General features: G+C 61.1%; 17 protein-coding genes. 12 read left to right on the top strand and 5 right to left on the bottom strand.

The genetic code is table 11. The features are described from left to right. Positions 1-450, top strand: coding sequence for a 50S ribosomal protein L9 (rplI, locus tag CWI75_RS13490; RefSeq protein ID WP_101522044.1), 450 nt, complete (start codon positions 1-3; stop codon positions 448-450). A gap of 175 nt (positions 451-625) precedes the next feature. Then, positions 626-2059 carry a replicative DNA helicase gene (gene dnaB / locus CWI75_RS13485; protein WP_101522043.1) on the top strand — a complete coding sequence of 478 codons (1434 nt, stop codon included), beginning with the start codon at positions 626-628 and terminating at the stop codon, positions 2057-2059. Here dnaB and CWI75_RS18440 read toward each other — a convergent pair. Together CWI75_RS18440 and CWI75_RS13475 are read right to left on the bottom strand one after the other, a co-directional pair. Continuing rightward, positions 2016-2753: a replication protein P gene (locus CWI75_RS18440; protein WP_162300085.1), complete on the bottom strand. Its 738-nt coding sequence runs from the start codon at positions 2751-2753 to the stop codon at positions 2016-2018. The genes dnaB and CWI75_RS18440 overlap by 44 nt on opposite strands. Further along, positions 2686-3813 (bottom strand): DnaT-like ssDNA-binding domain-containing protein, encoded by a 1128-nt coding sequence (locus CWI75_RS13475; protein ID WP_101522042.1) that lies wholly within the window; start codon positions 3811-3813, stop codon positions 2686-2688. The genes CWI75_RS18440 and CWI75_RS13475 overlap by 68 nt, the downstream gene beginning before the upstream one ends. Before the next feature lie 116 nt (positions 3814-3929). Between CWI75_RS13475 and radA the strand changes: the two genes are divergently transcribed. From radA to CWI75_RS13425, 10 genes are all read left to right on the top strand, one after another. Then, the gene (gene radA, locus CWI75_RS13470; protein ID WP_101522041.1) at positions 3930-5312 is read left to right on the top strand and encodes a DNA repair protein RadA; all 1383 of its coding nucleotides are present in this window, start codon (positions 3930-3932) and stop codon (positions 5310-5312) included. A 133-nt stretch (positions 5313-5445) separates the two neighbouring features. Continuing rightward, complete coding sequence (locus tag CWI75_RS13465) at positions 5446-7944, top strand: cyclic nucleotide-binding domain-containing protein (RefSeq protein WP_101522040.1); 2499 nt, start codon at positions 5446-5448, stop codon at positions 7942-7944. A gap of 1 nt (position 7945) precedes the next feature. Continuing rightward, positions 7946-8839, top strand: coding sequence for a hypothetical protein (locus CWI75_RS13460; protein WP_101522039.1), 894 nt, complete (start codon positions 7946-7948; stop codon positions 8837-8839). Positions 8840-8843: 4 nt separating this feature from the next. Further along, positions 8844-10556, top strand: coding sequence for a cytochrome c3 family protein (locus CWI75_RS13455; RefSeq protein ID WP_101522038.1), 1713 nt, complete (start codon positions 8844-8846; stop codon positions 10554-10556). Beyond that, the gene (locus CWI75_RS13450; RefSeq protein ID WP_101522037.1) at positions 10553-12532 is read left to right on the top strand and encodes a heme-binding protein; all 1980 of its coding nucleotides are present in this window, start codon (positions 10553-10555) and stop codon (positions 12530-12532) included. Before CWI75_RS13455 ends, CWI75_RS13450 begins: the two co-directional genes overlap by 4 nt. Positions 12533-12537: 5 nt before the next feature. After that, a complete protein-coding gene (locus CWI75_RS13445; RefSeq protein WP_206604733.1) occupies positions 12538-14427 on the top strand; it encodes a hypothetical protein in 1890 nt (629 codons plus the stop codon). 9 nt (positions 14428-14436) lie between these two features. Continuing rightward, positions 14437-18177, top strand: coding sequence for an LVIVD repeat-containing protein (locus tag CWI75_RS13440; protein WP_101522156.1), 3741 nt, complete (start codon positions 14437-14439; stop codon positions 18175-18177). Next, positions 18159-19451 (top strand): multiheme c-type cytochrome, encoded by a 1293-nt coding sequence (locus tag CWI75_RS13435; protein ID WP_101522036.1) that lies wholly within the window; start codon positions 18159-18161, stop codon positions 19449-19451. The genes CWI75_RS13440 and CWI75_RS13435 overlap by 19 nt, the downstream gene beginning before the upstream one ends. Beyond that, complete coding sequence (locus CWI75_RS13430) at positions 19448-20479, top strand: protein phosphatase 2C domain-containing protein (RefSeq protein ID WP_101522035.1); 1032 nt, start codon at positions 19448-19450, stop codon at positions 20477-20479. Before CWI75_RS13435 ends, CWI75_RS13430 begins: the two co-directional genes overlap by 4 nt. Positions 20480-20509: 30 nt before the next feature. Further along, positions 20510-21496 (top strand): FHA domain-containing protein, encoded by a 987-nt coding sequence (locus CWI75_RS13425; RefSeq protein WP_101522034.1) that lies wholly within the window; start codon positions 20510-20512, stop codon positions 21494-21496. A 56-nt stretch (positions 21497-21552) separates the two neighbouring features. On the opposite strand, the gene CWI75_RS13420 is transcribed toward CWI75_RS13425, so the two are convergent. From CWI75_RS13420 to CWI75_RS13410, 3 genes are all read right to left on the bottom strand, one after another. Continuing rightward, on the bottom strand, positions 21553-21948 hold the full coding sequence (locus CWI75_RS13420) for a PilZ domain-containing protein (protein WP_241521223.1): 396 nt from the start codon (positions 21946-21948) through the stop codon (positions 21553-21555). 62 nt (positions 21949-22010) lie between these two features. After that, positions 22011-23675, bottom strand: coding sequence for an energy-dependent translational throttle protein EttA (gene ettA / locus CWI75_RS13415; RefSeq protein ID WP_101522032.1), 1665 nt, complete (start codon positions 23673-23675; stop codon positions 22011-22013). A 379-nt stretch (positions 23676-24054) separates the two neighbouring features. Further along, positions 24055-25110 carry a succinylglutamate desuccinylase/aspartoacylase family protein gene (locus tag CWI75_RS13410; protein ID WP_101522031.1) on the bottom strand — a complete coding sequence of 352 codons (1056 nt, stop codon included), beginning with the start codon at positions 25108-25110 and terminating at the stop codon, positions 24055-24057. Positions 25111-25121 lie beyond the last annotated feature (11 nt).

The raw sequence follows: 25121 nt of genomic DNA, 5'->3' as shown, positions 1-25121 counted from the left end.
ATGGAAGTCATATTGCTGGAAAATATTGGCAACCTGGGTGATCTGGGTGACAAGGTTGACGTGAAGGCGGGCTACGGCCGTAACTTCCTGATCCCCCAGGGCAAGGCCGTACCGGCCACCCGGTTTAACGTGGCGGAGTTTGAGGCCCGGCGTGCGGAGCTGGAAGCAGCTGCAGCGGCGGCCCTGGCTGAAGCCCAGAAGCGTGCCGATGCTCTGAATGCACTGGAGCCGATCGTCATCGGTGCCAATGCCGGTGAAGAGGGCAAGCTGTTTGGTTCGGTCGGTACCCGTGATATCGCTGAAGCGATAACGGCGGCGGGTTGTGAAGTGGACAAGTCTGAAGTACGCCTGCCCGAGGGTGCCCTGCGCGACCTGGGTGAGTACGAAGTGTTCATTCAAGTCCATGGCGACGTTACTGCAGCTGTCACCGTCGCGGTAGTTCCCGAGTAAAACCTGCCACCGGTGCGCCCTTTCGGGCAGCCGGTTTCAATTTCGCTTCACAGCTCCACGGCAATCCCGACTACAGCCTCCGGACGTAGTCAGCGTGCAGTTGCGGCTATCAGTGCTTTCTGATTGTGGAAAATTCCGCTAACCTGCCTGTCTTTGGCACCAACAGCGCGAGCCCATGCCCGATATCGATTATCCTGACATCATCTCCGAGCCTCCCTACCCGGAGCCTCCCTATGTGGGAGAACGGGGCGGTAGTGACCGGGATATCGCGCGCATCAAGATGCAGCCACACTCAGTGGAGGCCGAGCAGTCGGTGTTGGGCGGGCTGCTGTTGTCCTCGGATGGCTGGGATGCCGTAGCGGAAGCGGTCACGGCGCAGGATTTCTATCGCCCTGATCACCGCCTCATTTTCCGCCAGATTCACAAGCTGGCGGAAGCCTCCGAACCGGTGGATGTGATTACGGTGGCGGATAAGCTCACTGCCAACGGTGAGCTGGAGGCGGCTGGGGGCCTGGGTTATCTCGCGGAACTGGCCAGCAACACACCGAGTGCGTCCAATCTTCGCGCCTATGCCCAGGTGGTCAGCGAGCGTGCCAGCCTGCGTAAATTGATCGAAGCCGCCCAGGACATTGCCGAAAGTGGTTTCAACCCCGAGGGACGCACCTCCGACGAACTGATTGACGAGGCCGAGCGCCTGATCATGCAGATTGCGGAGTATGGCCCCAAGGCTGGTGGCCCGCGGGACGTTAACCCACTGCTGCAAGCGGCGCTGGGCCGGATCGAGGAGCTGTTCAATTCCGGGGGCGATATTACCGGGCTCAGCACCGGTTTTACCGACCTCAACCGCATGACGTCCGGCTTGCAACCCTCTGACCTGATTATTGTGGCCGGGCGCCCCTCCATGGGCAAGACCAGCTTCGCCATGAACCTGGTGGAGAATGCGGTACTGGGCCAGGAAAAACCCATTCTGGTATTCAGCATGGAGATGCCCGCGGAGCAGCTGATCATTCGCATGCTGTCCTCGGTGGGCAAAATAGACCAGACCCGGATCCGCAACGGCAAGCTGGAGCAGGAGGACTGGCCCAAACTCAGCGCCGCCGTATCCAAATTGAAAGATATGCCCCTGTTCATTGATGATACCCCGGCGCTGACGCCTACCGAGGTGCGCAGCCGTGCGCGACGCATCATTCGCGAGCATGGCCCGCTGGGTATGATCATGGTGGATTATATCCAGCTGATGCAGGTGGCCGGTTCCTCCGATGGCCGCACCGCTGAAATCTCCGAGATATCCCGTAGCCTCAAGGCCATCGCCAAGGAGTTCAAGTGCCCGATGGTGGCACTCTCCCAGCTGAACCGGTCGCTGGAACAGCGTCCCAACAAGCGGCCGGTGAACTCGGACCTGCGTGAATCCGGCGCGATAGAACAGGACGCGGACCTGATCATGTTCATCTACCGCGACGAGGTGTACAACGAGGACTCGCCGGACAAGGGTACCGCGGAGATCATTCTCGGCAAGCAGCGTAATGGCCCGATAGGCAGTTGCCGGCTGGCGTTTGTTGGCCAGTTCACCCGTTTCGAGAATCTCGCGCGCGGCAATTACGACGAGTAGGTGGAACGGTTAGCCGTGCCACCGGGTCTCGGGGTCCGCCGCCCTTACAGATCGTTAACCTCACGCAATCTTTCAGCTGGGCCAGCTGGGCGTCTTTGGAGAGTGGCTCCGGGTCATGCTGTTCCAGCTCCCCGGACGCGGGAACTTCCAGCTTCTCGCCCTGAATCACCCGGGTGCAGTAGTCGTGGTAGTGCTGCCTGAATACCGGCCAGGTGATGCGCTCGGGATTGTTGGCCAGGAAAAACCAGTCGCTATCGCGCCCCGCCAGGTACACCGCCGGGTGCGACCAGCGTTGGGCTGATCTGGGCGAGGGCGCCTGGCAGGCTTCCTTATAGGCATCGTGAGGTTTGGGTAATCCCAGTCCGGTAAGGCTTTGCTGGCAACACTCAAGCATGCGATGCAGGGTTGGCAGGTATTCACTGTTTTCAATGGCGTGGCGCGCACCGCGCAAAATCTGCTCTACCGGATAGTCGGCGAGGGATTCCAGCCACAGTTTCTTGATTTGCTTGAGCTGTTCCGCCTCGGCGTAGGCGGCATAGTACTGATTGTGGTAATTCAGCCTGAACAGGGCAAATACCTGGTTTATCGCCTCTACATGGGCATCGGTGGCAACCCTGCGGCGTTGCTCAGTCTGCCCAGGAGGTGTCGCTGAGGTCGTCGGCGAGGCTGCTATCCCGCGTGCGACCCGTTGCATTAGATCCTTGCTGTCCTTCATGGCTGTGTCCCGCCTGTTGGATACGATGTTGTTTGGCCCAGTGGAATTTCACGTGCTGCAGGAACTTGCTGTTCCAGGATGTGTGCGCCTGGTTGCTGTCGCGCCAGTAGATAATGAATTCCGGCAGCAGGTTGTTGGCGAATTGTTCATCGATATGAGAGAGCTCCAGAATATCGAAAACATCCGCCGTGGGCTGCCAGTTTTCGCTGATGCGCCGCGGCTCGGTACTGTGTTCCATGCTGGAGGTATATTTGGCCCACTGAATACGGATGTGCTGGATAAACTTCGAGTTCAGCTCTTTGGGTGCGGTACCGCGCTCGCGCCAGTAAAGAATGAATTCGGGTATGGCCTCTTCAATGAATTCACGTTCAACGCCGCCGCGGATCATGATCTCCAGGGCATCGCGGCTGGGTCGCCACTGGTTGTCCAGCTCCGGGCTGTGTTCTATCCGGAAGGTCTCTGCCTCCTGCTGTTGCTGGCGACGCCAGTTGCCGATAACGTGCTGGCGGAACTTGTTGTCCCAGGCGTGGCTGGGCTCGCCGCGCTCGCGCCAGTAAAAGATGAAATCTTCCAGCTGGTCGATCGCGAACTGGCGGGGTATGTTGTGGTTCAGGGTCAGCAGTTGCAGCAGGTCTTCACTGGGTGACCAGTTGGGCGGCAGCTGGCCGGAGCTGCGCCGCGTTGGTGGCTGCGCGGTGACCGGCGCTGCCGCGGGTGCCGTCGAGCGAACGGGCTCATTGAGGGCGAAGACCAGCCGCTCATGGCTGTGCAGTGGCGGTGATTCAACCAGCAGGACCCCCTTGTCTACCAGGTTACGGGTAATCCGGTGAAGGTCCGCCGGACTCCAGAACGGCAGCGTACGCAGCAGGAAATCACGCTCTACCGCCAGCCAGGCGTGGTTGGCCCGGTGCTGGGCGGTGCGGTGGACAAAGAGGGCCCCCAGCTGTTGCAGCAAAATAGCCTCTTCCAGGCCGATAGTCTGCGCAAGCCCGGGAGAAAAAGACAGGGGTTGTTCGGGCAACAGGGAAGAATGTGACATCAATGAACCGGTAGTATTGGGCAATGGGATTACAGTGTTCTAGGATACCCAGCTTGTCCCCTGACTGACAGCGGGGCGCGATATTTTTTCCTTCCGGTACAGGAGCAAAGCAGGGTATGGCCAAGAGTAAAGTCGCATTTGTCTGCAACGATTGTGGCTCTGACTACGCCAAGTGGCAGGGCCAGTGTGGCGATTGCGGGGCCTGGAATACCCTCTCGGAGATCCGCCTGGGGCCAGGCAAAAGCGCCGCCCGCAATGTGGGGGTGAGCGGCGGCGCCCGCGGCGGCTATGCCGGTGCCCTCGCGGAGGCCAGGGTTCTGGCCGATATTGACCTCGATGACCTGCCGCGATTCTCCAGCGGCACCGGTGAATTTGACCGGGTGCTGGGCGGCGGCCTGGTACCCGGCTCCACCATTCTCATTGGTGGTAACCCGGGGGCCGGCAAGAGCACCCTGTTGCTGCAGACCATGTGCCATCTCGCGACCACCCTGGATACGCTCTATATCACCGGGGAGGAGTCCCTGCAGCAGGTGGCCATGCGCGCCAGGCGGTTGAGTTTGCCGACCGACCGGCTGCGGCTGATGACGGAAACCAACGTTGAGGCGGTTATCGCCGCGGCCGAGAAGTATCAACCCCGGGTGCTGGTGGTGGATTCCATACAGGTGATGCACTTTGATGACCTGAGCTCTGCTCCCGGCAGTGTGTCCCAGGTGCGCGAGTGCGCCGCCTTCCTTACCCGCTTTGCCAAACGCACCGGTACGGTGGTTTTCCTGGTGGGTCACGTTACCAAGGACGGCTCCCTGGCAGGGCCCAAGGTGCTGGAGCACATGATCGACTGCTCAATCCTGCTGGAGGGTGATCACGATTCCCGCTTCCGGACCCTGCGAGGGCAGAAGAATCGTTTTGGCGCGGTTAACGAACTGGGTATTTTCGCGATGACCGAACAGGGTCTGCGCGAGGTGCGTAATCCCTCCGCCATCTTTCTTGATCGCAGTGGCGAACCCGCCTCGGGTAGCGCGGTGATGGTGGTCTGGGAGGGCACCCGGCCGCTGCTGGTGGAAATCCAGGCCCTGGTGGATGAGAGCCAGCTGGGTAACCCGCGGCGGGTGGCAGTGGGGCTGGAGCAAAATCGCCTGGCCATGCTGCTGGCGGTACTCCACCGTCACGGTGGCCTGCAGCTGGGGGACCAGGATGTATTTGCCAACGTGGTGGGTGGGGTGAAAGTACTGGAAACCAGTGCTGACCTGGCGCTGCTGCTGGCCATTGTGTCCAGCTTCCGGGATCGCCAGCTACCCCGGGATATGGTGATTTTTGGTGAGGTAGGGCTGTCGGGGGAAATCAGGCCGGTACCCAGTGGCCAGGAGCGCCTGGCGGAAGCCGCCAAGCATGGCTTTACCCGCGCCATCGTGCCCCGTGCCAATGCTCCCCGGGGGGAGATAAAGGGAATGCAGGTGCTGGCGGTATCAAAACTGGCAGAGGCGCTGGCGGCGGTAGACTGATTATGTGATCCCGATACCAAAAGTTCAGACTTTATTTGCCGCTATCCGTATCGGGGGTTACAGTGGCCCCATAAAAATCGGGAAAGCCAAAACGGCTGCGCAAGTCAGCTGAATAACGAATAAATAAGGATAGGTGCCGCTCTTGGGGGAGAGATTTCATATCGCCATTATTGGCGCGGGTCCGGCCGGCTTGAGCGCCGCCGGCCGGGCGGCAGACTATGATCGGGAATCTGGCGCGAGTGAACCCGGCTATGTGTTGCTGGAAGGCTTTTCCGTCTTTGCCAAGACCATCCAGAAATACCAGAAGGGCAAGCACGTCATGGACGAGCCCGGGTTTCTGCAATTGCGCAGCCCGGTGCCCTTTGTCGCCGGCAAGCGGGAAGAGATCCTCGGTGCCTGGCAGGACAGCATCAATGCCGGGTTGAATATACGCTACGACAGCGAAGTGGCCGCCATCAGCGGTAGCCGGGGCCAGTTCGTGCTCACTTTACAGTCCGGGGCTGAAATTGAAGCCGAGCACGTGGTGTTGTCGATCGGCACCCAGGGTAACCCACGCAGTCTCGGCGTGCCGGGCGATGTCGAATCCGATTTCATGCAGTACACGCTGGATGACCCGGCAGACTTCAATAAGGAAACCATCGTTGTGGTGGGCGCCGGCGATGCCGCCATTGAAAACGCTATCGCTTTGGCGGACAGCGGAAATGCGGTGTATATCGTCAACCGCCGCAACGAATTCAGCCGGGCCAAGGACGGCAACCTCAGCGCGGTGCTGGCCGCCATTAACGATAAAGGCAAGCCCTTCCACTGTCGCTATGAGGCCAGTGTTGCCGGGCTTGAATTGCCCGCCGGGTCCGGGGAGCTGGGCGCCATAACCTTGAGTACCCCCGGCGGTGAAGAGCGCTTGCCCTGCCATCGTATTATTGCCCGGCTGGGTACCATCCCGCCGCGCAAATTTGTTGAATCCTGTGGCATCGAGATTACCAGCGCCAGCGCGGATGCGGTGCCGGATGTCGATCGCCACTACCAGAGTAATGTGCCCGGGCTGTATATCATTGGCGCGCTGGGTGGTTATCCGCTGATCAAACAGGCGATGAACCAGGGCTACGATGTCATTGAATTCATTCATGGCAAAAATACCAAACCGGCCGATTACCCGCTCCTCCAGGAACAGTTCTCCGGCCTGCCCTATGTGATGGATGCCGAGGACGTGCTGACCCTTTACCAGCAGCGCATTCCCATGTTCCGGCGGATGAACCCGCTGGCCTTCCGCGAACTGATTATTGAAAGCCGGATTATGGTGAGCCTGCCGCCCGCCGATTTTGCTCGCACCGAGTCTCGGGGTGAGCGCTCCACAGTGTTCATCGCGGCCGGTGAACCGGTGTACCGTCACGGCGAGTTCAGCACGACTTTTTATACATTGGTAGAGGGTGAAGTTCGCCTGCAGCTGGAAGAAGACGGCCCCTGGCACACCCTCAAGCCCGGCCAGTTCTTTGGTGAAATGAGTCTTATCTCGGGACGCCCGCGGCAGGGGGATGCCATTGCCAGTGAAGACTGCATCCTGATCGAGACGCCGCGGCGGATCATGGTCAAGCTGATGAATTCCAATGAGCAGGTGCGCGACGGCATTGATCGCATTTTCATTGTGCGCGCGCTGCAGGCTGCATTCCGGCCGAACCTGCCGCTGGCGGAACTTGCGGATATTGCCGGCCGTATCGACAGCTGTCGCTTCAATTCCGGCGAGGCCCTGTTCACTGAAGGAGAGGAAGGTGAAAGCCTGCACCTGATTCGCAGCGGCACGGTGGTGTTATCCCGGGGCAGCCAGAATATGGTGGTGGCGCAACATCATTCCGGCGACCTGGTCGGGCAAATGGCATTGATGGGTGCGCCGCTGCGCCGCGACACCGCAACGGCCGCAGTGCGTACCGAAACGCTCAAGTTGCGCCGCCCGGAATTCCTCGCCCTGGTTAACGACCAGCCCGAGCATGTGCTGACCCTGCAGGGGCGGTTGAGTGACCTGCTGCAAACCACCAATGCCATGGCCTCGCAACCGGAAGCCGCGCGCTCGGTGGGGTTCCTGATGGACCAGGGCCTTGGGGAGGCAACCAACGCGCTGGTGATTGATGAGTCCCTGTGCGTGGGCTGCGATAACTGTGAGCGCGCCTGCGCGGAGACCCACGGTGGCGTATCCCGATTGAATCGTGAGGCCGGGCCGTCTTTTGCCAACCTGCACGTGCCCGTTTCCTGTCGCCACTGTGAACTGCCCCATTGTATGAAGGATTGTCCGCCGGATGCCATCCGGCGCTCGGCAGACGGCGAGGTTTTTATTACCGACAGCTGTATCGGCTGCGGTAACTGTGAAACCAATTGCCCCTATGATGCGATCAAGATGAGCTATGCGGCGCCTCCCAAGCCCGGCCTGTGGTCCTGGCTGCTGTTCGGCCTGGGTAGCGGCCCCGGCCAGCCGGAGACCTTCCAGCCTTCGGCGGCGGACAAGGATCGCGGCAAGAAAGCGGTCAAGTGCGACGCCTGCATGGGGCAGGCGGGAGGCCCGGCTTGCGTTCGCGCATGCCCGACGGGCGCGGCCATGCGCCTGTCACCGGAACAGTTTGTCGAACTGGTTGAGGCGCGCTGAGATGCGGGAAAGTCTGCTGGGCTGGCAACAGTACCGATATCTCAGGTGGGCCCTGCTGGCGCTGGTCGCGAGTATAGCTCTGTACCTGACCCAGGGCGGTGCCCATGCCATCCAGCCGCCGAATGGCGGTACCTGGCAGGGCTATGTGCTGGGCACCGCGGGAGCGTTACTGATCCTCTGGCTCAGTGCCCTGGGAGTACGCAAACGCAGTTATTCTTCCACTATGGGTACAGTCCAGGGGTGGGCATCTGCCCATGTGTATCTGGGTACTCTCCTGTTGGTCGTGGCGACCCTGCACTGTGCCCTGCAGTTCGGCTTCAATGTGCACACTCTCGCCTATGTGCTGATGTGCCTGGTGATTGTCTCGGGTTTTTATGGCCTGTATGCGTACCTTCACTTGCCCGGCCAGCTGTCGACGCTTGAGTCCGGCACCGACCAGCAGGGCAGGCTGGATGAGCTGGCGAGGCTTGATACCCGTATTCGCGATACCTCACAGCGCTGCGATGCCAACCTGCAATCCCTGATGACCAGTGCGCTGGAATTAACCAGCGTTGGCGGTTCGGCCTGGCAGCAACTGCGAGCCCGGGACCGTTCCCGGGTGGCAGTGCCCGGGAGCGGTGGCGAACAGGGCAAGGTCGTGGCCAATGAGGGCCAACAGTTAGTGATCAGGCACCTGGCGACCCGTATTCCGGATGCGCACAAGCAGTCGGAGGCAGAGCTGCTCAACGAGTTGCTGGCCCTGTTTGGCAGGCGCCAGGTGGTGCTCCAGCAACTGCGTCGGGAAGTGCAGCTGCGCGGCCTGCTGAAGATATGGCTGTACTTTCATATTCCGTTGACGATTGGACTGCTGGTTGCCTTGCTGGTCCACATTGTCGCTGTTTTTATTTACTGGTAGCGCGATGTATTTTCTGGTTCGTAAGCTCACTGGCCGTGGTAACGCAGAGGCGCTGGAAACGGAATACCAGGGCGACAAACTCACCCTGGGGGGCGATGCCGCCGCCATGGTGCCGCTGCCGGGTTTTAGCGGCGGCATTACCATTACGGCTACCGGCAGTGGTAGTGCCCGCGTCAGTGCCCGGCAAGCCATTATCAGTGTCGACGGTGCGGCGACCAACAAAGCCTCGGTAAACGTTGGCGATCAATTCGCCCTGCCCGGTTACGCACTGGAGGTGATCCCGCCACCCCCCGGTTTTGATTTTGCCCTGCAACTGGTTGCCGAGGGCAAACCGGCGAGTGCCTTTGCCGGTGATATCGGCCTGGATGGCCATACCTGGAACATCCGTCGTGCCAGCTGGATACTGGCCCTGCTGGTACTGGTAGTCGGGCTGGTTATTCCTGCCCTGGGCCTGTTCAGTGACGAGGTTGCGGACACCTTGCGCAGCACCCCCTTGCCTGACGACGGGCTCTGGTCCAGTGGTCCCCTGGTTGCTGCGCACCAGGCATCGGGCGTTGCGCTGGAATGCCAGGCCTGCCACCAGGAACCCTTTGTCATGGTTCAGGACGGGGCCTGTCTTGATTGCCATCGCGGGATTAACGAACATGCAGACCTCGCGGTGCATGAAGCGCATCATTTTGCGGAAGTCCGCTGCGCCTCCTGCCACCGGGAACACAACGAGCCGGCGCTGATCTCCCGCCAGGACAAGGGGCTGTGTGTCGATTGCCACGCTACGCCGGGTGACTGGGAAGTGGCAGGGCAGCCCGCGATGGGTGCAATAAATGCCTTTACCGGCGCCGGGCATCCCGAATTCCGGTTGGCGCTGTTGGAGCCCCAGGGACCAGGCGGCGCGCACGGTTGGGATTTTCGCCGGGTGTTGCCGACTGACGAGACCGCGCGTGAGCAATCCAATCTCAAGTTCAATCACGAGATTCACCTGGATGCCAGCAAGGTGCAGCACGAAGGCACGGGCGCGGCCCTCGACTGCGCCAGTTGCCACACGCCGAAAGATGACGGCGAGCACTTTGAGCCGATCACCATGGACGCCCACTGCCGCAGCTGCCACGGCTTGAATTTTGACATGTTCGAGCCTGAACTGGAGCTGCCCCACGGTGACCTGCGCGCCGCTATTGTGGCGATGGAAGCCCATTTTATTCGCGAGTTCACCGACCCCGAGCTACGCCGCCAGCGCGCCGCCGACAAGCCGCGCCGGCTGCCGGGCAAGCGTGATTCAGCGTCCAGCTGCGAGGGCAGCGGGCTTGACTGTGGCCGTGCCGAAGCCCTCAAGGAGGCGGAGTACCAGTTCGCCAATACCGGCTGTATTACCTGCCATGAGGTACTGGAAACCGGGCTCGCGGATATCAATGATCGCTGGTTCGTGCAGCCGGTGAAGCTCACCGGAGACTGGTTCCCGCACGCGCGTTTCAACCACAACAGCCATCTCAGCCAGGCAGTGGACAGTGCGGACGAGGTCTGCGAAACCTGTCACGAGGCCTCCGTATCCAGTACGGCAACGGACATTCTGATGCCGGCCATGGACAATTGCCTGGGCTGCCATGCCGAGGGCAAGGGCGCCGCGGCGCTGGATTGTGTCAGTTGCCACGCCTTTCACCAGGATAGCGGCACGCTGTCCCGCCTGGCGCGCGATAGCGCTATCTTGCAAGGGGATACACCATGAAGCGGGGACTACTGTATCTGTTGGGCGCCACCTTGCTGGCTGCCTGTGGCGGCGGTGGCGGAGCCGGCGACAGCACCGGTACTTCTCCCGCGACCGACGCCAATGATGTCGCCTGTACCGGGCAGTGTGCGACCGCAGATACCCTGCTGACGGAAGCCGATGTGCGGCAGGTACTGGCCCGCGGCGTTCATCAGGCCGAGGTGCTGGGGGCGGCAGCCACCATCGCCGTGGTTGATCGCGTGGGTAATGTGCTCGCGGTATACCGAATGGGCGCAGTTGGAGCGGGCAACGATGTCACTATCAGTACCCGCTTCCCCACCGACATCAGTACCGGTCTTGAGGGCATCGTGCTGCCCGTCGCCGTTGGTGGCGATGCCCTGGCCGCGATCACCAAGGCGGTGACCGGTGCCTATCTGTCCAGCGAGGGCAATGCGTTCAGTACCCGCACTGCCAACCAGATTGTGCAGGAACACTTCAATCCCGGCGAGCAGAACCAGCCGGCCGGGCCCCTGTTTGGGGTGCAGTTCAGCCAGCTTGCCTGTTCTGATTTTACCCAGGCCTCTGCCGGGATCAGTGTTGGTCCCCAGCGCTCGCCGCTGGGCCTGGCCGCAGACCCGGGTGGATTTCCGCTCTACAAAGAGGGTACGCCGGTCGGCGGGGTAGGGGTGATTGCGGACGGGCGCTACAGTATTGACAGCAATATCCTGGATACCGACGTCGACCTTGACGAGCAGATCGCGCTCGCCGCGAGCTTCGGCCTCAGTGCTCCGCTGGATCGTCGCGCCGACCGGATCACGGTGGAAGGCAAGGTGTTTCGTTTCAGCGATACAGATTTCGCCGACTTGCCCGCAGACCCCGCCCAGGCGACGGATTTTGGCAGTCTGGCAGACAACGGCCAACTGCTCGCGGTACCTGGTTACAGCAATGGCCAGATTGTGGCGGGTACGGCCTTTGGCCAGCCTGGCTCCGGTATTCGTCCGGCATCCGGTTTCGCCGGTCTCGATGCCTTTGTTTTTGTCGACGCCGCCAACGGCAATCGCTATCCGCCGCGTGCCGGCTCCGACACTGCCGAGCTGGCTGGGGATGCGTTTAGCGCCGCGGAAGTGCGTCAGTTGCTGGGTTCGGCACTGACCGTAGCCAATCGCAGCCGGGCCCAGATCCGTCGCCCAGTCGGTAGCCAGGCCCGGGTAACGGTGTCGGTGGTCGATAGCCGGGGCGCTGTTCTCGGTATGGTCAGGACCCGCGATGCGCCGGTATTTGGTGCCGATGTGTCCTTGCAGAAAGCCCGCACCGCGGTGCTGTTTTCCTCCCGGGATGCGGCCGATTTCCTGCGCGGCATTACCCAGCCAGCACAGTACCTTAATCCGGACCTGTCTCCCGCCGCCCAGGTCCAGATCGGCAGTTATGTCGATGCGGCACAGACCTTTATTGGTCCCCAGGCACTTACCGACGGCACCGCATTTTCGGATCGCGCCGGGGGCAACCTGTCGCGGCCGTTTTACCCGGACGGCATTGTCGGCAATCCCGCCGGACCATTCAGCAAGTCGTTTTTGAATAACGAGTGGAGTGTATTCTCCACCGGCCTGCAGCTGGACCTGGCCTTTAACAGGATTATTGAGCACGTCGCTTTTGTCGTCGGGCTGAGCGGCGTGGATGTGGTTGATAATTGTGCGCAATCTTCAGCGCCGCGAATCGCCAACGGTATCCAGATTTTTCCCGGCAGTGTGCCGGTGTACCGCGGCGATACGCTGATCGGTGGCATCGGCGTATCCGGGGATGGCATCGAACAGGACGATATGATTGCCTTTCTCGGCCTCCACGAGGCCGGCGAGGCACTGGGAGGCAGTATCAATAACGCGCCGGTAGCGCTGCGAGCGGATCAACTGACCCCGGGCGGTACCCGCCTGCGTTATATCCAGTGCCCGCAAACCCCCTATATCGACAGCGACACACAAAACGTGTGTGCAGGGAAGTGAGCGCTATGGCCAGATCAATTGTCCCGGCTTCCATACCGACTCTGATCACTGGGCTGGCGCTGGCGGCGCCGCTGGTGATGGTGGCCTTGTTGCCGTCAACAGTGGTGGCTGAAGAATCCGCTCCCGGCGTGGTCTATTGCGACGACCTGGATGCGCGCGATCGTGGGCGCAGCTCGCGGCGGCGTGCCGGCGGTTCCAACCGCGATTGCAGCTACCGTGAAGTGGTGGTGGACGAGGACACCGGTGAGGTGTTGCGCGAGACACCTGTCGCGGCCACCCCGCGGACGGTGCTGCCGCGGCGTTATTCCTCCACCCCGCGACCCACGGCAGAGCAGTATGTGGCACTGGTGCCAATCCCTGATCGCTGGCGCATTGTCGATAGCCTGGGCTATGAAGACAATTGGTGGGACCCCTACAACCAGAACACCATCAAGGGCGACAAGCCGATCCACGGTGACTGGTTTTTCAATGTCACCGCAATTGCCGACTCCGTGCTCGAACTGCGCGAAGTCCCCACCCCGGTGGGCGGCCAGAGTACTGATCGCCCCGGTACGCTTGATGTACTCGGGCGCACTGACCAGCACCTGTTCAACCAGAACCTGGCGGTGGAGCTGGTCTACTACCAGGGCGATACCGTCTTTCGTCCGCCGGACTGGGAGTTCCGCTTTACGCCGGTATTCAACTATAACTATACGGAGCTGGACGAAATTCTCGGGGTCAATGCGGACCCTCGCGACGGCAAAACCCGCAACGACAGCCATGTGGGTATCCAGGCGGCCTTTGTCGACAAACACCTGCGCGATGTGTCGGAGCGCTATGATTTTGACTCCATACGGGTAGGTATCCAGCCTTTCTCCAGCGACTTCCGCGGTTTCCTGTTCCAGGACGCGCCCTTTGGCGTGCGCTTGTTTGGCACCCGCGACAACAACCGCTTCCAGTACAACCTGGGCTGGTTCCGGCGCATGGAGAAATACACCAACAGCGGCTTGAACGATGCCGGCGCCAGCCTGCGCGACGACGATGTGTATGTAGCCAACCTGTACTGGCAGGACCAGCCCACCCTCGGCTTTTTCTCCCAGGCCACACTGATCTATAACCGCAACCGCGAGACGGATATCTTCTACGACAACAACGAGTTCATTGGCAGGCCGGCATCCGTGGGTGAAGAGCGGCCGCGGGAATACGATGTGTATTACCTGGGCTATAACGGCGACGGCCACTTTGGTCGGCTGAACCTCACCACGTCCTTCTATGTGGCCCTGGGCGAAGAAAATGATGCCGTGTTCAGCGGCGAGTCTTCGGATATCGAGGCGTTCTTCTTTGCGCTTGAACCGTCCATGGATTTTGACTGGATCCGGACCCGCTTGTCATTTCTCTATGGCAGCGGTGATGACGACCCCTTCGGCGGCAAAAGCACCGGTTTTGACGCGATTTTCGAGAACCCGCAGTTTGCCGGCGCCGACACCAGTTATTACATCCGCCAGGGCCTGCCGCTGATCGGTGGCGGCAGGGTGGCCCTGTCCCAGCGTAACGGCGTTCTCAACTCACTGCGTTCCTCCAAGGAGCATGGCCAGTCCAATTTCACCAATCCCGGCGTGATGCTGCTCGGTGGTGGCGTGGATATGGATATCCTGCCCGAACTGCGGCTCTCCCTGAATGCCAACTACCTGGCATTTGCCGAGACTGAAGTGCTGGAAACGGCGCGTCAGCAGGCAAACGTGGATCGCGAGATCGGGATGGATCTGTCGGCAGCATTGATCTGGCGCCCGTTCATGAGCCAGAACGTGGTGGTGCGTCTGTCCTATGCCCAGCTACTGGCCGGGGATGGCTACAAGGATCTGTACGGTGACGAAGATCCCTTTTCTCTTCTCTGCAATCTGATACTGACTTTCTGAGTGGCCGTTATGAGCACAAACTATTCCCCCGTCCGTCCCGGCAATCCTTTCTCCTGGTGGGCTGCCAGTCTGGTGACAGTGCTGCTGGCACTCTCGGGTAGCCTGGCGCTGAGTGCCGGTGGCGAAAAGCCGGTCGAGCGGGAATACGTGACCGCTCCCGACGCGCCCCAGAGCCAGACCAGTGCGCAGATGGAAGCCAAATCAGCCGGCTGCGTGAGCTGTCACACCCAAACCGACGAAAAGACGATGCACGCCAACCCGGCGGTGAAACTGGGCTGCACCGATTGCCATGGGGGTAACGCCGACGTTCACCGCGCACAGGGCGCCGGGCCCGATGACAGCGGCTATCGCGCCGATATGGAACTTGCTCATGTGTTACCGCGCTTTCCGGAGACCTGGCACTATCCCTCCAGCGCCAACCCGAAGCGTAGCTATACCCTGCTGAACAAGGAAAGCCCGGAGTTCGTCCGCTTCGTCAACCCGTCGGATTATCGTATTGCCCGGGAAGCCTGTGGCGCCTGCCATTTGCCGATCATTGAGGCCGCCGAGCGCAGTCTGATGGCCACCTCGGCGATGCTCTGGGGTGGTGCTGCCTACAACAACGGTATTCTGCCTTACAAGCGCTATATCATGGGCGAAGGCTATACCCGTGAGGGCGAGCCTGCGATGATCCCGGGGCCGGTGGAGCCCACCGCCGAAATGACCATGCAAAGTATCCTGCCGGCGCTGTATCCGCTGCCCGCGTGGGAGACAATCAAGCCCGGCGATATCTTCCGTGTCTTTGAGCGCGGCGGTCGCAACATCACCAACCTTTTTCCCGAGACCGGCCTGCCCAATGCCCTGGGCCAGTTGCAGCGCCTGGAAGAACCGGGCCGGCCCGACATCCGCCAGTCCAATCGGGGCCCGGGTACCGGCGCCCGTATTTCGGTGCCTGTCATCAACATCACCAAAACCCGCCTCAATGACCCCCATACCTGGTTTTCGGGCACCAATGACCAGCCCGGCGACTACCGCCAGTCGGGGTGTGCAAGCTGCCACGTGGTCTACGCCAATGACCGCGACCCGCGCCATTCGGGGCAGTATGCTGCTTTCGGCCATACCGGCAAGACGCAAACAGTCGACCCGACCATAACCCAGGGCGAATCCGGGCATCCGCTCAAGCATGAATTCACCCGCGCCATTCCCACCAGCCAGTGCATGGTTTGCCACATGCACCAGCCCAACATGTTTGTGAACAGTTACCTCGGTTACACCATGTGGGACTACGAGTCTGATGCGCCCTCCATGTGGCCGGAAAAGCAGGTGTACCCTACCCATGAAGAGCAGCGCGCGGTACTGGAGCGCAACCCCGAGGGTGCCTCCCCCCGCGGTAAGTGGGCTGATGTCGAGTTTGTGAAACAGGTGTCGGAGATGAACCCCGAGCTCACCGATACCCAGTTTGCGGACTATCACGGCCACGGCTGGAATTTTCGCGCGGTGTTCAAGCGTGACCGCAAGGGCAACCTGCTGGATGCCGAAGGCACGGTGGTGGAGGATGACGACCCGGAAAAATTCGATAAAGCCGTGCACATGTCTTCCATCCACCTGGATGCAGGCATGCACTGTGTTGATTGCCACTATGCCCAGGATAACCATGGTAACGGCCACATATACGGTGAGGTGGCCGCCGCGGTGGAGATTGACTGCAAGGACTGCCATGGCTCGGCCAAGGGCTACCCCAACCTGTTCACCTCCGGCCCCGCCGCCCTGGAAGGCGGCACTGACATGGGCGCCATCCGCAACCCCGATGGGCGCCTGCGCTTTGAGTGGATGGGGAACACGCTAATCCAGCGCTCGGTACTGGACCCTGAGCTCGAGTGGGAAGTGAGCCTGGTCAAGGACAGTGTCGACCCGCAGCACGGCGAGTACAACGCCAAGGCGGCCAGGGCAAAGCTGATGAGTACGGATACGGCAAAACAGGACTGGGGCCCGGAGGTGGCGAGTTCGGACCTGGCCCACAGCGACGATGACATGGAGTGTTACACCTGCCATACCTCCTGGACCACCAGCTGCGCGGGTTGCCACCTGCCGATTGAAGCCAACAACAAAACCGACCGCCATCACTATGAAGGCGGGGCGTCGCGTAACTATGCGACCTACAATCCCCAGGTGAGCCGCGACCAGATGTTCCTGCTGGGCCGCCGCGAGGCTGCCAAGGGCGGCAAGATTGCGCCGGTGCGCTCAACCTCGGCACTGATCCTGTCCTCCACCAACGCCAACCGGGAAAAGATCTACATACAGCAGCCCCCGATTTCCGCCAGCGGTTTCAGTTCACAGGCCTTCAATCCGCACTTTGCCCATACCGTACGCAAGACCGAGACCAAGGAGTGTGAAGACTGTCACCTGTCCCGGCAGAACGATAACAATGCGATCATGGCGCAACTGCTGATGCAGGGCACGGGTTTCGTCAATTTTGTGGGCTACTACGCCTGGGTTGGCGGGGAGGAGCACGTTACCGGCGTCCAGGTGACCGAGTGGGAAGAGCCCCAGGCGGTACTGGGCAGTTACCTGCATCGCTATGCCTATCCGGACTATTTTGCGGCGCACCAGGACAACGATGCCACCCTCGAGCATGGCTATCCGCACAGCAGTGGGCCGGCATCCTGTGTCCAGCACCGGGGCGAATACCTGTTTGCCGCCGAGGGCGACAAGGGTATGCGGGTTTATGACATTGCCAGCATCGGTAACAAGGGCGTTTCCCAGCGAATTATCGCCGCGCCGTTCAGCCCGCTGGGGCAGGACACGAGAATTCCCAGCACCAACGCTACCTGTGTGGTATTGCCAACCAACCAGCCCATTCACCCGGATCGCAACGAGGGTGAGCTGATGCGCGAGATCAACCTGGAGCAGCCCTTTCACCCGATCTATGACTACGCATTGATCACCGATGCCGTGGAGGGCCTGATCCTCACCGACGTCAACACCCTGTCGGATGGCGAGCCGCGCAACAATATCCTCAAACGGGACCTGACGTGGAACGAGAATGGCGTACTCACCGGTGCCCGGCACATGGTGCTGGGCGGCAGCTTTGCCTACATCATCGCCGACGCCGGCCTGGTGGTGGTTGACCTGGACCAGCCGCTGGCGCCGGAACTGGTGACGGTAGTGCCGCTGAACCAGGGGCATTCCATAGCGTTGCAGTTCCGTTACCTGTTTGTCACCGATGCCGATGGCCTGAAGGTGGTTGATATTACCCAGCCGCGGGCGCCGGTACTGGACCAGGCCAATGTGATCCCTTTGGCACAGGCGCGACGCATGCACCTGGCCCGTACCTACGCCTATGTGGCGGCGGGTAGCGATGGCCTTGCCATTGTCGACATTACCCGGCCTGCGAAGATGAAGCTGCTGCAAACGTTCCGCGACGGCCTGGATGACAGCCACGATGTCGTGGTGGCATCCACCAATGCCTCGCTGTTCGCCTATATCGCCGATGGGGCCTCGGGCCTGAAAGTGGTACAACTGACTTCGCCGAGCAGCCAGCCCAAGTTCTATGGCTTTTCGCCGGAACCGAGCCCGGAGCTTATTGCCCGCTATGCGACGAAGTCGCCCGCGCTGTCGTTGAGCCGGGGCCTGGAGCGGGATCGCGGCGTTGATGAAACCGGCGGCCAGATGGCGGTATTCGGTCGCATTGGCGCGCGACCGCTCAGCCTGGACGAAATGCGTAAACTCTACACAGACAAAGATGGCAAACCATGGTTCGTAGAAAACTGATAACGCCGCTAGTGCTGCTGCTGGGGCTCGCCGCCGGCACAGCCCTCGCGCAGCCATTGCCGGAAACGGGCGCCGACCTCCACGAAGGGGTTGCGAGCTGTGCCACCAGTGTCTGTCATGGCAAGGTGAGCGCGGACCCGGACGCCAACGTGTGGCTTAACGAATACCGGGTCTGGCTGCGCCAGGACTATCACTCGCGCGCCTACCGAACGCTGCAGACCGCCCAGTCCAAAGCCATCGCTACCAAACTCGGCCTGCCCAGTGCCCAGGGGGCCAAAATCTGCCTGGATTGCCACGCCGACAACGTGGCGCCGGAAGCCCGCGGGCGCCGCTTCCAGATTTCCGACGGTGTTGGCTGTGAAGCCTGCCATGGGGGCTCCGGCCAGTGGCTGGAATCCCATGCCGAAGTGGGCACCAGCCATGCCGATAACCTGGCCAGGGGCATGTATCCCACGGAGCAGCCCCTGGCGCGAGCGCGCTTGTGCCTGTCCTGCCATCTGGGTACCAGGGACAAATTCGCGACCCACGAGATAATGGGCGCGGGACACCCGCGGCTGGCTTTCGAGCTTGAAACCTTTACTGTCAACCAGCCGGCTCACTACGAGGTGGATGCGGATTATCGCGAGCGCAAGCCCGCTATAGAGCCGGTTAACATGTGGCTGGCAGGTCTTGCCGTAACCGGCCTGCACACCCTGGAATTATTGCAGGACGAGTGGTTTACGCGGCCGTCACTGGTGCCCGAGTTGTCGTTCTTCCAGTGCCATGCCTGCCACCACCCCATGGACGACCTGCGCTGGACCGGGGAATCGGACCGGCTGCCGCCGGGTACCGTGCGCTTGAACGACGCCAGCCTGGTGGTATTGCTGGCGGTGCTGGAAACCCTGTCAGCGGAAGAAGTTGGCGGCCTGCGCCAGGCGCTTGATAATCTGCACCAGGCCTCTCAACAATCCCGGGAGGCGGTGGTGGCGGCGGCACAGGCGTTGCATGGGCGGCTGGCGCCACTGGTTGAGCAACTGAGTAGTGCCCGTTACGGTGCAGAGCAGCAGCGGCTGTTGCGCCGGGAATTGCTGGCCCAGTCGGCGGCGGGGCGCTTTCGCCATTTCACGGCGGCGGAGCAGAGCTTCCTGGCAGTGGAAACCCTGTCCCTGGCGCTCGAGGATGCCGAGCGGCTCAAAGTACAGCTTGATGCGCTGTATCAAAGCGTAGAAGATGAGAACCGGTTTGTACCGCAACAGTTTGCGGTACGTGCGAGGCAACTGATGGGCGCTTTATGACAACAGATTCGGGCGCTGGCCGGGAGGCCTGGGGGGCAACGGACGTCGGCCGCCGGGCTCACAACGAGGATGCCTATTATATCGGGCCGGCTCGCGATCTGGTCGTGGTGGCGGACGGCGTTGGTGGTCACCACGCGGGCGAGGTGGCCAGCCAGATTACCTGTGAGGTTCTGGCCCGGGAGGTCAACGCAGTCGGTGACCTCGAATCGGCCATTCGCCGCGCCAATGAGGAAGTGGCTGCGGCGGTTACCGCGGGCCGGGGCAAGAGCGGTATGGCGACCACCATAGTTGCCGCGCACTTTCATAGCAACCACTACCAGCTTGCCTGGGTTGGCGATAGTCGTGCCTACCTCTGGGACGGGCAACTCAAGCTTCTTACCCGTGACCATTCCTACGTTGAAGCCCTGCTTGAAAAAGGCGAGATCACCTTCGAGGAAGCGAGGCACCACCCGCGTAAAAATGTCATTGTGCAGGCGATCGGCCTGCAGGACCCGGATAAACTGCGGGTAGGAACCAACCAGGGTGAACTGCTGCCGGGCCAGATATTGATGTTGTGCAGCGACGGGCTCAGCGACATGGTCGACAGCCGTGACCTGGCGGCCATCCTTGCCGGCGACAAGCCGCTTGCCGAGCGCAGTGCCGAGCTGGTCCAGACGGCGGTAGCGAATGGCGGGCGCGACAATATCACCGTGGTGTTGGTTGGGAATGCGGTTGCACCGGCTACCGAGAGCGATCCCGACGACAGCGGGGGGCCCGAACTGGTCTGGTGTTACGATCCCGCGACCGGGGAATATCACGGCCTGCCCGCGCCACCACCGGTAGCGGCGGCGCGAATCAATAGTCCACCAATACGGTCCCGGGTAGCACCCAAATCCCCCGAAGTGACCCAGATGATGGCAATGGATAAAATGGCGGATTTGCGCTCGCCGGCCCGGTCCCTCTCGGGTCCTCGGCGCGGTCTTGTGATAACAGCAGTGGTTGTGCTCGCCCTTGGCGTAGCGGCGACCTGGTTTTTTGTCCGGCCCTGAAACAATGGGTGGGCCTATGGAGTTCGAACTATGACGGCTGAGTTTGGTGCCAGGCTGATGGCACAGGATGGAACCGAGTATGTGTTGCAGGGAGAGATGCGCGTGGGACGCACGGGTGATTGCGATATTACTCTTGATGACTCGCGGGTGTCCCGTAATCACGCACTGCTGCGGATCGAAAACGAGCGCGCCATCCTGGAAGACATGGGCTCGGCGAATGGCACGCTGGTTAACGGCCTGCGCCTGGTGGGAACGGTTGAGCTGAGCGACGGCGACGACATCCAGTTTGACAAATACGCGTTCAAGGTGGCGATTTCAAGGCCGGTTGCCGATGCCGATGATGACGCGACCGTGTTTGCACCCCTGGGCGACGATGCTACCGAGGTGGCGCCGATGGCAGTCGCTGAGCCGGAGGCCGTGCCACAACCGGCTGCGGCGCCAGCCAGCACAGACCTGCCAGGCAGTTGGGTGGATTCGGGTACGGGCGAGCATACCCAATTCCTGTCCATGGAATCCCAGGAGGAAGCCGCTGTAACAGACCTTCCCCGGGCCTCGGATCACCCTCACCTGATGGTGATTCGCGACGGCGTTGGCGCCGATGTATTCGAGCTAGAGCCGGGTGGGGGTGAAGAACCGGACGTGTGGGAAGTTGGCCGCGAAGACAGCTGTGAGATCATGCTCTCCGAGCCCAGTGTGTCCGCGCGTCATGCCCAGCTTGTTCACCAGGGTGGACGCTGGCGCCTGGTGAACCTGGTGTCGGCGAATGGCATATTCGTCAATGGCGACAAGCGGCTCACCGCTTATCTTGCCGACGGCGACCAGATAAGGCTGGGTAATGAAAACCTGGTGTTTCGTACCAGTATTGACGCACCCGCAGCGAGTAGCCCGGCGTCTGGCAGTGGTGGTACACAGCCCGGAGGGAGTGTTGCCCTTATGGCCAGCTCCAAAGCCAGGCTGGTAGCTGCCGGTGCGCTTGCGCTGGTCGTACTGGCGGGTATTGCCTGGCTGGTACTCTAGGAGCCTGTCGGACTTAAGGCTTTTCCTCGCTTCGAATGCTTAAGTCCGACAGGCTCCTAGGCCAGCCGCTTGAGTTCTTCGTCAAGCTGATCGGGATTGTCCATATGGCTGCGCAGCAGGGCGCGCAGAGGCTCGATATTATCCTTGTCTACATGTTCCACAGAAAAGCCCAGCCGCTGGTTGTCCACGTTCTGCAGATAGGCATGCAACTCCAGCGGGGTTTCGGCTCCGGTGTGAATCAGTAGCGTAAACGGTTCATTATACTGAGCATCCCACACATCTGGCTGGTCTGTTGACGCGCCGCCGAGAGACAGGTCTATCAGCCGCTGATGCCAGACGCTGCCACCCTGGTGCACCTCTACAGGCAGGTCCAGGGCTACGTGGCTGAATTCGCGGCGCTCGTTGTAAATGTCGTCCATGGTCGGTCTCGTATTGCCGGATGGTAGATGCATGATAGCCCTACCTCGCAACGGATGCGAGGCAGGATTGTTAGCCAAAATCGGTCGCCCGGCTGTTACTTCAGTTTACGGTATTTAACACGATGAGGCTGGGCAGCGGCAGCGCCCAGACGAGCCTTGCGGTCCTCTTCATAATCGCTGAAGTTCCCTTCGTGAAATACCACGCTGCCGTCGTCCTCGTAGGCCAGCATGTGGGTGGCGATACGGTCCAGAAACCAGCGATCGTGGGATATCACCAACGCGCTGCCGGGAAAGGCCAGTATCGCATCCTCCAGGGCCCGCAGGGTTTCCACATCCAGGTCATTGGTCGGTTCGTCCAGCAGCAACACATTGGCGCCCTGTTTCAGCAGCTTGGCCAGGTGCAGGCGGTTGCGTTCGCCGCCGGAGAGGTCACCGACAAACTTCTGCTGGTCCGATCCCTTGAAGTTGAACCGGCCGACATAGGAGCGCGAATTGACTTCATAGGTGCCGATGCGGATAACATCCTGGCCGTCGGAGATTTCATCCCAGACCGTCTTGCTGCCGTCGAGATCATCCCGGGACTGGTCAACATAGCCCAGCTGGACCGTTTCCCCGACCTTTACTTCGCCGCCATCTGCCTGCTCCGTACCCATCAGGATCTTGAACAGGGTGGATTTACCCATACCGTTGGCACCGATAATGCCGACGATACTGCCCTTGGGGACACTGAAGCTGACATTGTCGAACAGCAGTCGGTCGCCGAAGGTCTTCTTCAGGTTGTGCACATCAATCACGTTGTCGCCCAAACGAGGCCCGGGCGGAATATAGATCTCGTTGGTCTCGTTGCGCGCCTGGAACTCCTGGGATTGCAGCTCGTCAAAGCGCTGCAGGCGAGCCTTGCTCTTGGCCTGGCGTCCCTTGGGGTTAGTGCGTACCCACTCCAGCTCGGACTTCAGTGCCTTCTGGTGCGACTGCTCCTGGCGCTTCTCCGCGGCCAGGCGCGACTCCTTGGCCTCCAGCCAGTCAGAGTAATTGCCCTCGTAGGGGATGCCGCGGCCCCGGTCCAGCTCCAGAATCCAGCCCGCGGCGTTGTCGAGGAAGTAACGGTCGTGGGTAATGGCGACCACGGTACCGGGGAAATCGTGCAGGAAGCGCTCCAGCCAGCCGACACTCTCCGCATCCAGGTGGTTGGTGGGCTCGTCCAGCAACAGCATGTCCGGTGCAGACAGCAACAGCCGGCACAGTGCTACCCGGCGACACTCACCACCGGACAAAGTCGTCACATCCGCGTCCCACGGCGGCAGGCGCAGCGCGTCGGCGGCGATCTCCAGCTTATGCTCCAGATTATGGGCATCAGAGGCCTGGATAATATCCTCCAGCCGCGCCTGCTCCTTGGCCAGCGCATCAAAATCAGCATCCGGTTCCGCATACGCGCTATACACCTTGTCCAGGCTGACCAGGGCATCAACCGCTTCCTGCAGGCCCTCCTCGACATTGCCGCGCACATCCTTGTCCGGATTCAGCTGCGGCTCCTGGGGCAAATAACCAATCTTGATCCCCGGCTGGGGCCGCGCCTCACCCAGAATATCCGTATCAATGCCCGCCATAATGCGCAGCAGCGTGGACTTGCCCGACCCATTCAGGCCCAGCACGCCAATCTTGGCGCCCGGAAAAAAGGACAGGGAAATATCTTCGAGGATTTTCTTCTTCGGCGGCACGACCTTGCCGACGCGATTCATAGTGTAGACGTACTGAGCCATCTGGATGTTGTACCTGTGCTGTAAAAGAACCGCGCATTCTAACAGGAAAACCAACGATCTTCAGTCCCCACGAGGTGCCGGTCCGTTTATCCCCTGCAGAACCGTCCGGGAAAAATACCGAGGGACTGGCCGCTCACCGAGGAGGCTTTGGTCGGTTTACCCCTCGCAGGACCGTCGGGAAAAGATACCAAGGGACTGGCCGTTCACGAGGAGGCTTTGGTCGGTTTACCCCTTGCAGGACCGTCCGAGACAGGATGTCGAGGAACGAGCGCCCCATGGATGGGCTTGAGCGCGTCCTGCAAGGGGTAAACCGACCGAAGCCGGCCCACCCAGGCACTCCAACCGAAGCCAGACCACTAGCCACTCAGCCCAAAATCAGCTAGTCCGCAATCGGCGCCGAACTCAAGTCCCCCGAATTAAGCTCCGCCTCTCCCGGCTCATACGTCTCATGAAACTCATCCACCTCCCAATTGGCCTTCGAACTGATCTCAGCAATATGAAACAGCGCATCCCCCTCATAAGCCAACGGCAGATTCGTCCGCCCAACCACAATGCCGTGACTGTCACAGATCACATCCATCTCACTGGTGCCAAGCGGGTCCGCGATAAAACCGATCGTCTGGCCCTTGTGGACCTCCGCCCCCAGCGGCACCAAGACCCTGAGCACGCCGCTTTCCGGCGCCCGAATCCAGTGACTGTCCCTGCTGATGATGGGGGCCCTGGTGCGGGCCCGGCTGCGACGCAGCATGCCCAGGTGACGCATCACATTCAGCACGCCCTTGACGCCGGCGCGAATGTAGATCTCGTCAAAGCGCAGTGCCTCGCCGGCCTCGTACAACAGCACCGGAACCCCCATGTCACCGGCCGCCTGGCGCAGCGAGCCATCGCGGATCTTGGCGTCCAGGGCAATGGGGGCGCCGAAGGCCTCGGTCATCGCCAGTACCTCGGGGTCTTCCAGGTTGGCGCGAATCTGGGGGAAATTACTGCGGTGGCGTGCCCCCGTGTGCAGGTCGATACCGTGGCTGCAGTTGGCGACAATCTCCTGCAGGAACGTCTGGGCGATGCGCCCGGTAAGCGAACCCTTGGCGGAACCCGGGAACGAGCGGTTGAGATCGCGGCCGTCGGGCAGATAGCGGGTGTGGTTAATGAAGCCATAGACATTAACAATGGGAATGGCAATCAACGTACCGCGCAACCGCTCGAGGTGCGGGTCCTTGAGCAGCCGACGGATAATCTCCACCCCATTGATCTCATCGCCATGGATGGCGGCGCACACAAACAGGGTTGGTCCCGGTCGCTTGCCCCGAACCACCTGGGCACTGATCGAAATATTGTCGTGGGTATACATGGGCGCAACCGGGAGATCGATTACGCTGCGGGTGCCGGGCGCGATATCCTGGTCACCAATGGTCAGTATGTTGCCGGTTACCGGCATGAATACCTCTC

Origin of the sequence: Kineobactrum sediminis (genome assembly GCF_002868715.1) — a bacterium.
Taxonomy (GTDB): Bacteria; Pseudomonadota; Gammaproteobacteria; order Pseudomonadales; family Halieaceae; genus Kineobactrum; species Kineobactrum sediminis.
Note: the sequence above shows the minus strand (reverse complement) of the source record. Positions and strands in the feature narration are given on the sequence as shown.

Excerpts from the sequence above, each read along its gene's own strand:
- rplI (WP_101522044.1), top strand. The coding sequence starts at position 1 with ATGGAAGTCATATTGCTGGAAAATATTGGCAACCTGGGTGATCTGGGT.
- dnaB (WP_101522043.1), top strand. The coding sequence starts at position 626 with ATGCCCGATATCGATTATCCTGACATCATCTCCGAGCCTCCCTACCCG.
- CWI75_RS18440 (WP_162300085.1), bottom strand. The coding sequence starts at position 2,753 with ATGCAACGGGTCGCACGCGGGATAGCAGCCTCGCCGACGACCTCAGCG.
- CWI75_RS13475 (WP_101522042.1), bottom strand. The coding sequence starts at position 3,813 with ATGTCACATTCTTCCCTGTTGCCCGAACAACCCCTGTCTTTTTCTCCC.
- radA (WP_101522041.1), top strand. The coding sequence starts at position 3,930 with ATGGCCAAGAGTAAAGTCGCATTTGTCTGCAACGATTGTGGCTCTGAC.
- CWI75_RS13460 (WP_101522039.1), top strand. The coding sequence starts at position 7,946 with ATGCGGGAAAGTCTGCTGGGCTGGCAACAGTACCGATATCTCAGGTGG.
- CWI75_RS13455 (WP_101522038.1), top strand. The coding sequence starts at position 8,844 with ATGTATTTTCTGGTTCGTAAGCTCACTGGCCGTGGTAACGCAGAGGCG.
- CWI75_RS13450 (WP_101522037.1), top strand. The coding sequence starts at position 10,553 with ATGAAGCGGGGACTACTGTATCTGTTGGGCGCCACCTTGCTGGCTGCC.
- CWI75_RS13445 (WP_206604733.1), top strand. The coding sequence starts at position 12,538 with ATGGCCAGATCAATTGTCCCGGCTTCCATACCGACTCTGATCACTGGG.
- CWI75_RS13440 (WP_101522156.1), top strand. The coding sequence starts at position 14,437 with ATGAGCACAAACTATTCCCCCGTCCGTCCCGGCAATCCTTTCTCCTGG.
- CWI75_RS13435 (WP_101522036.1), top strand. The coding sequence starts at position 18,159 with ATGGTTCGTAGAAAACTGATAACGCCGCTAGTGCTGCTGCTGGGGCTC.
- CWI75_RS13430 (WP_101522035.1), top strand. The coding sequence starts at position 19,448 with ATGACAACAGATTCGGGCGCTGGCCGGGAGGCCTGGGGGGCAACGGAC.
- CWI75_RS13425 (WP_101522034.1), top strand. The coding sequence starts at position 20,510 with ATGACGGCTGAGTTTGGTGCCAGGCTGATGGCACAGGATGGAACCGAG.
- CWI75_RS13420 (WP_241521223.1), bottom strand. The coding sequence starts at position 21,948 with ATGCATCTACCATCCGGCAATACGAGACCGACCATGGACGACATTTAC.
- ettA (WP_101522032.1), bottom strand. The coding sequence starts at position 23,675 with ATGGCTCAGTACGTCTACACTATGAATCGCGTCGGCAAGGTCGTGCCG.
- CWI75_RS13410 (WP_101522031.1), bottom strand. The coding sequence starts at position 25,110 with ATGCCGGTAACCGGCAACATACTGACCATTGGTGACCAGGATATCGCG.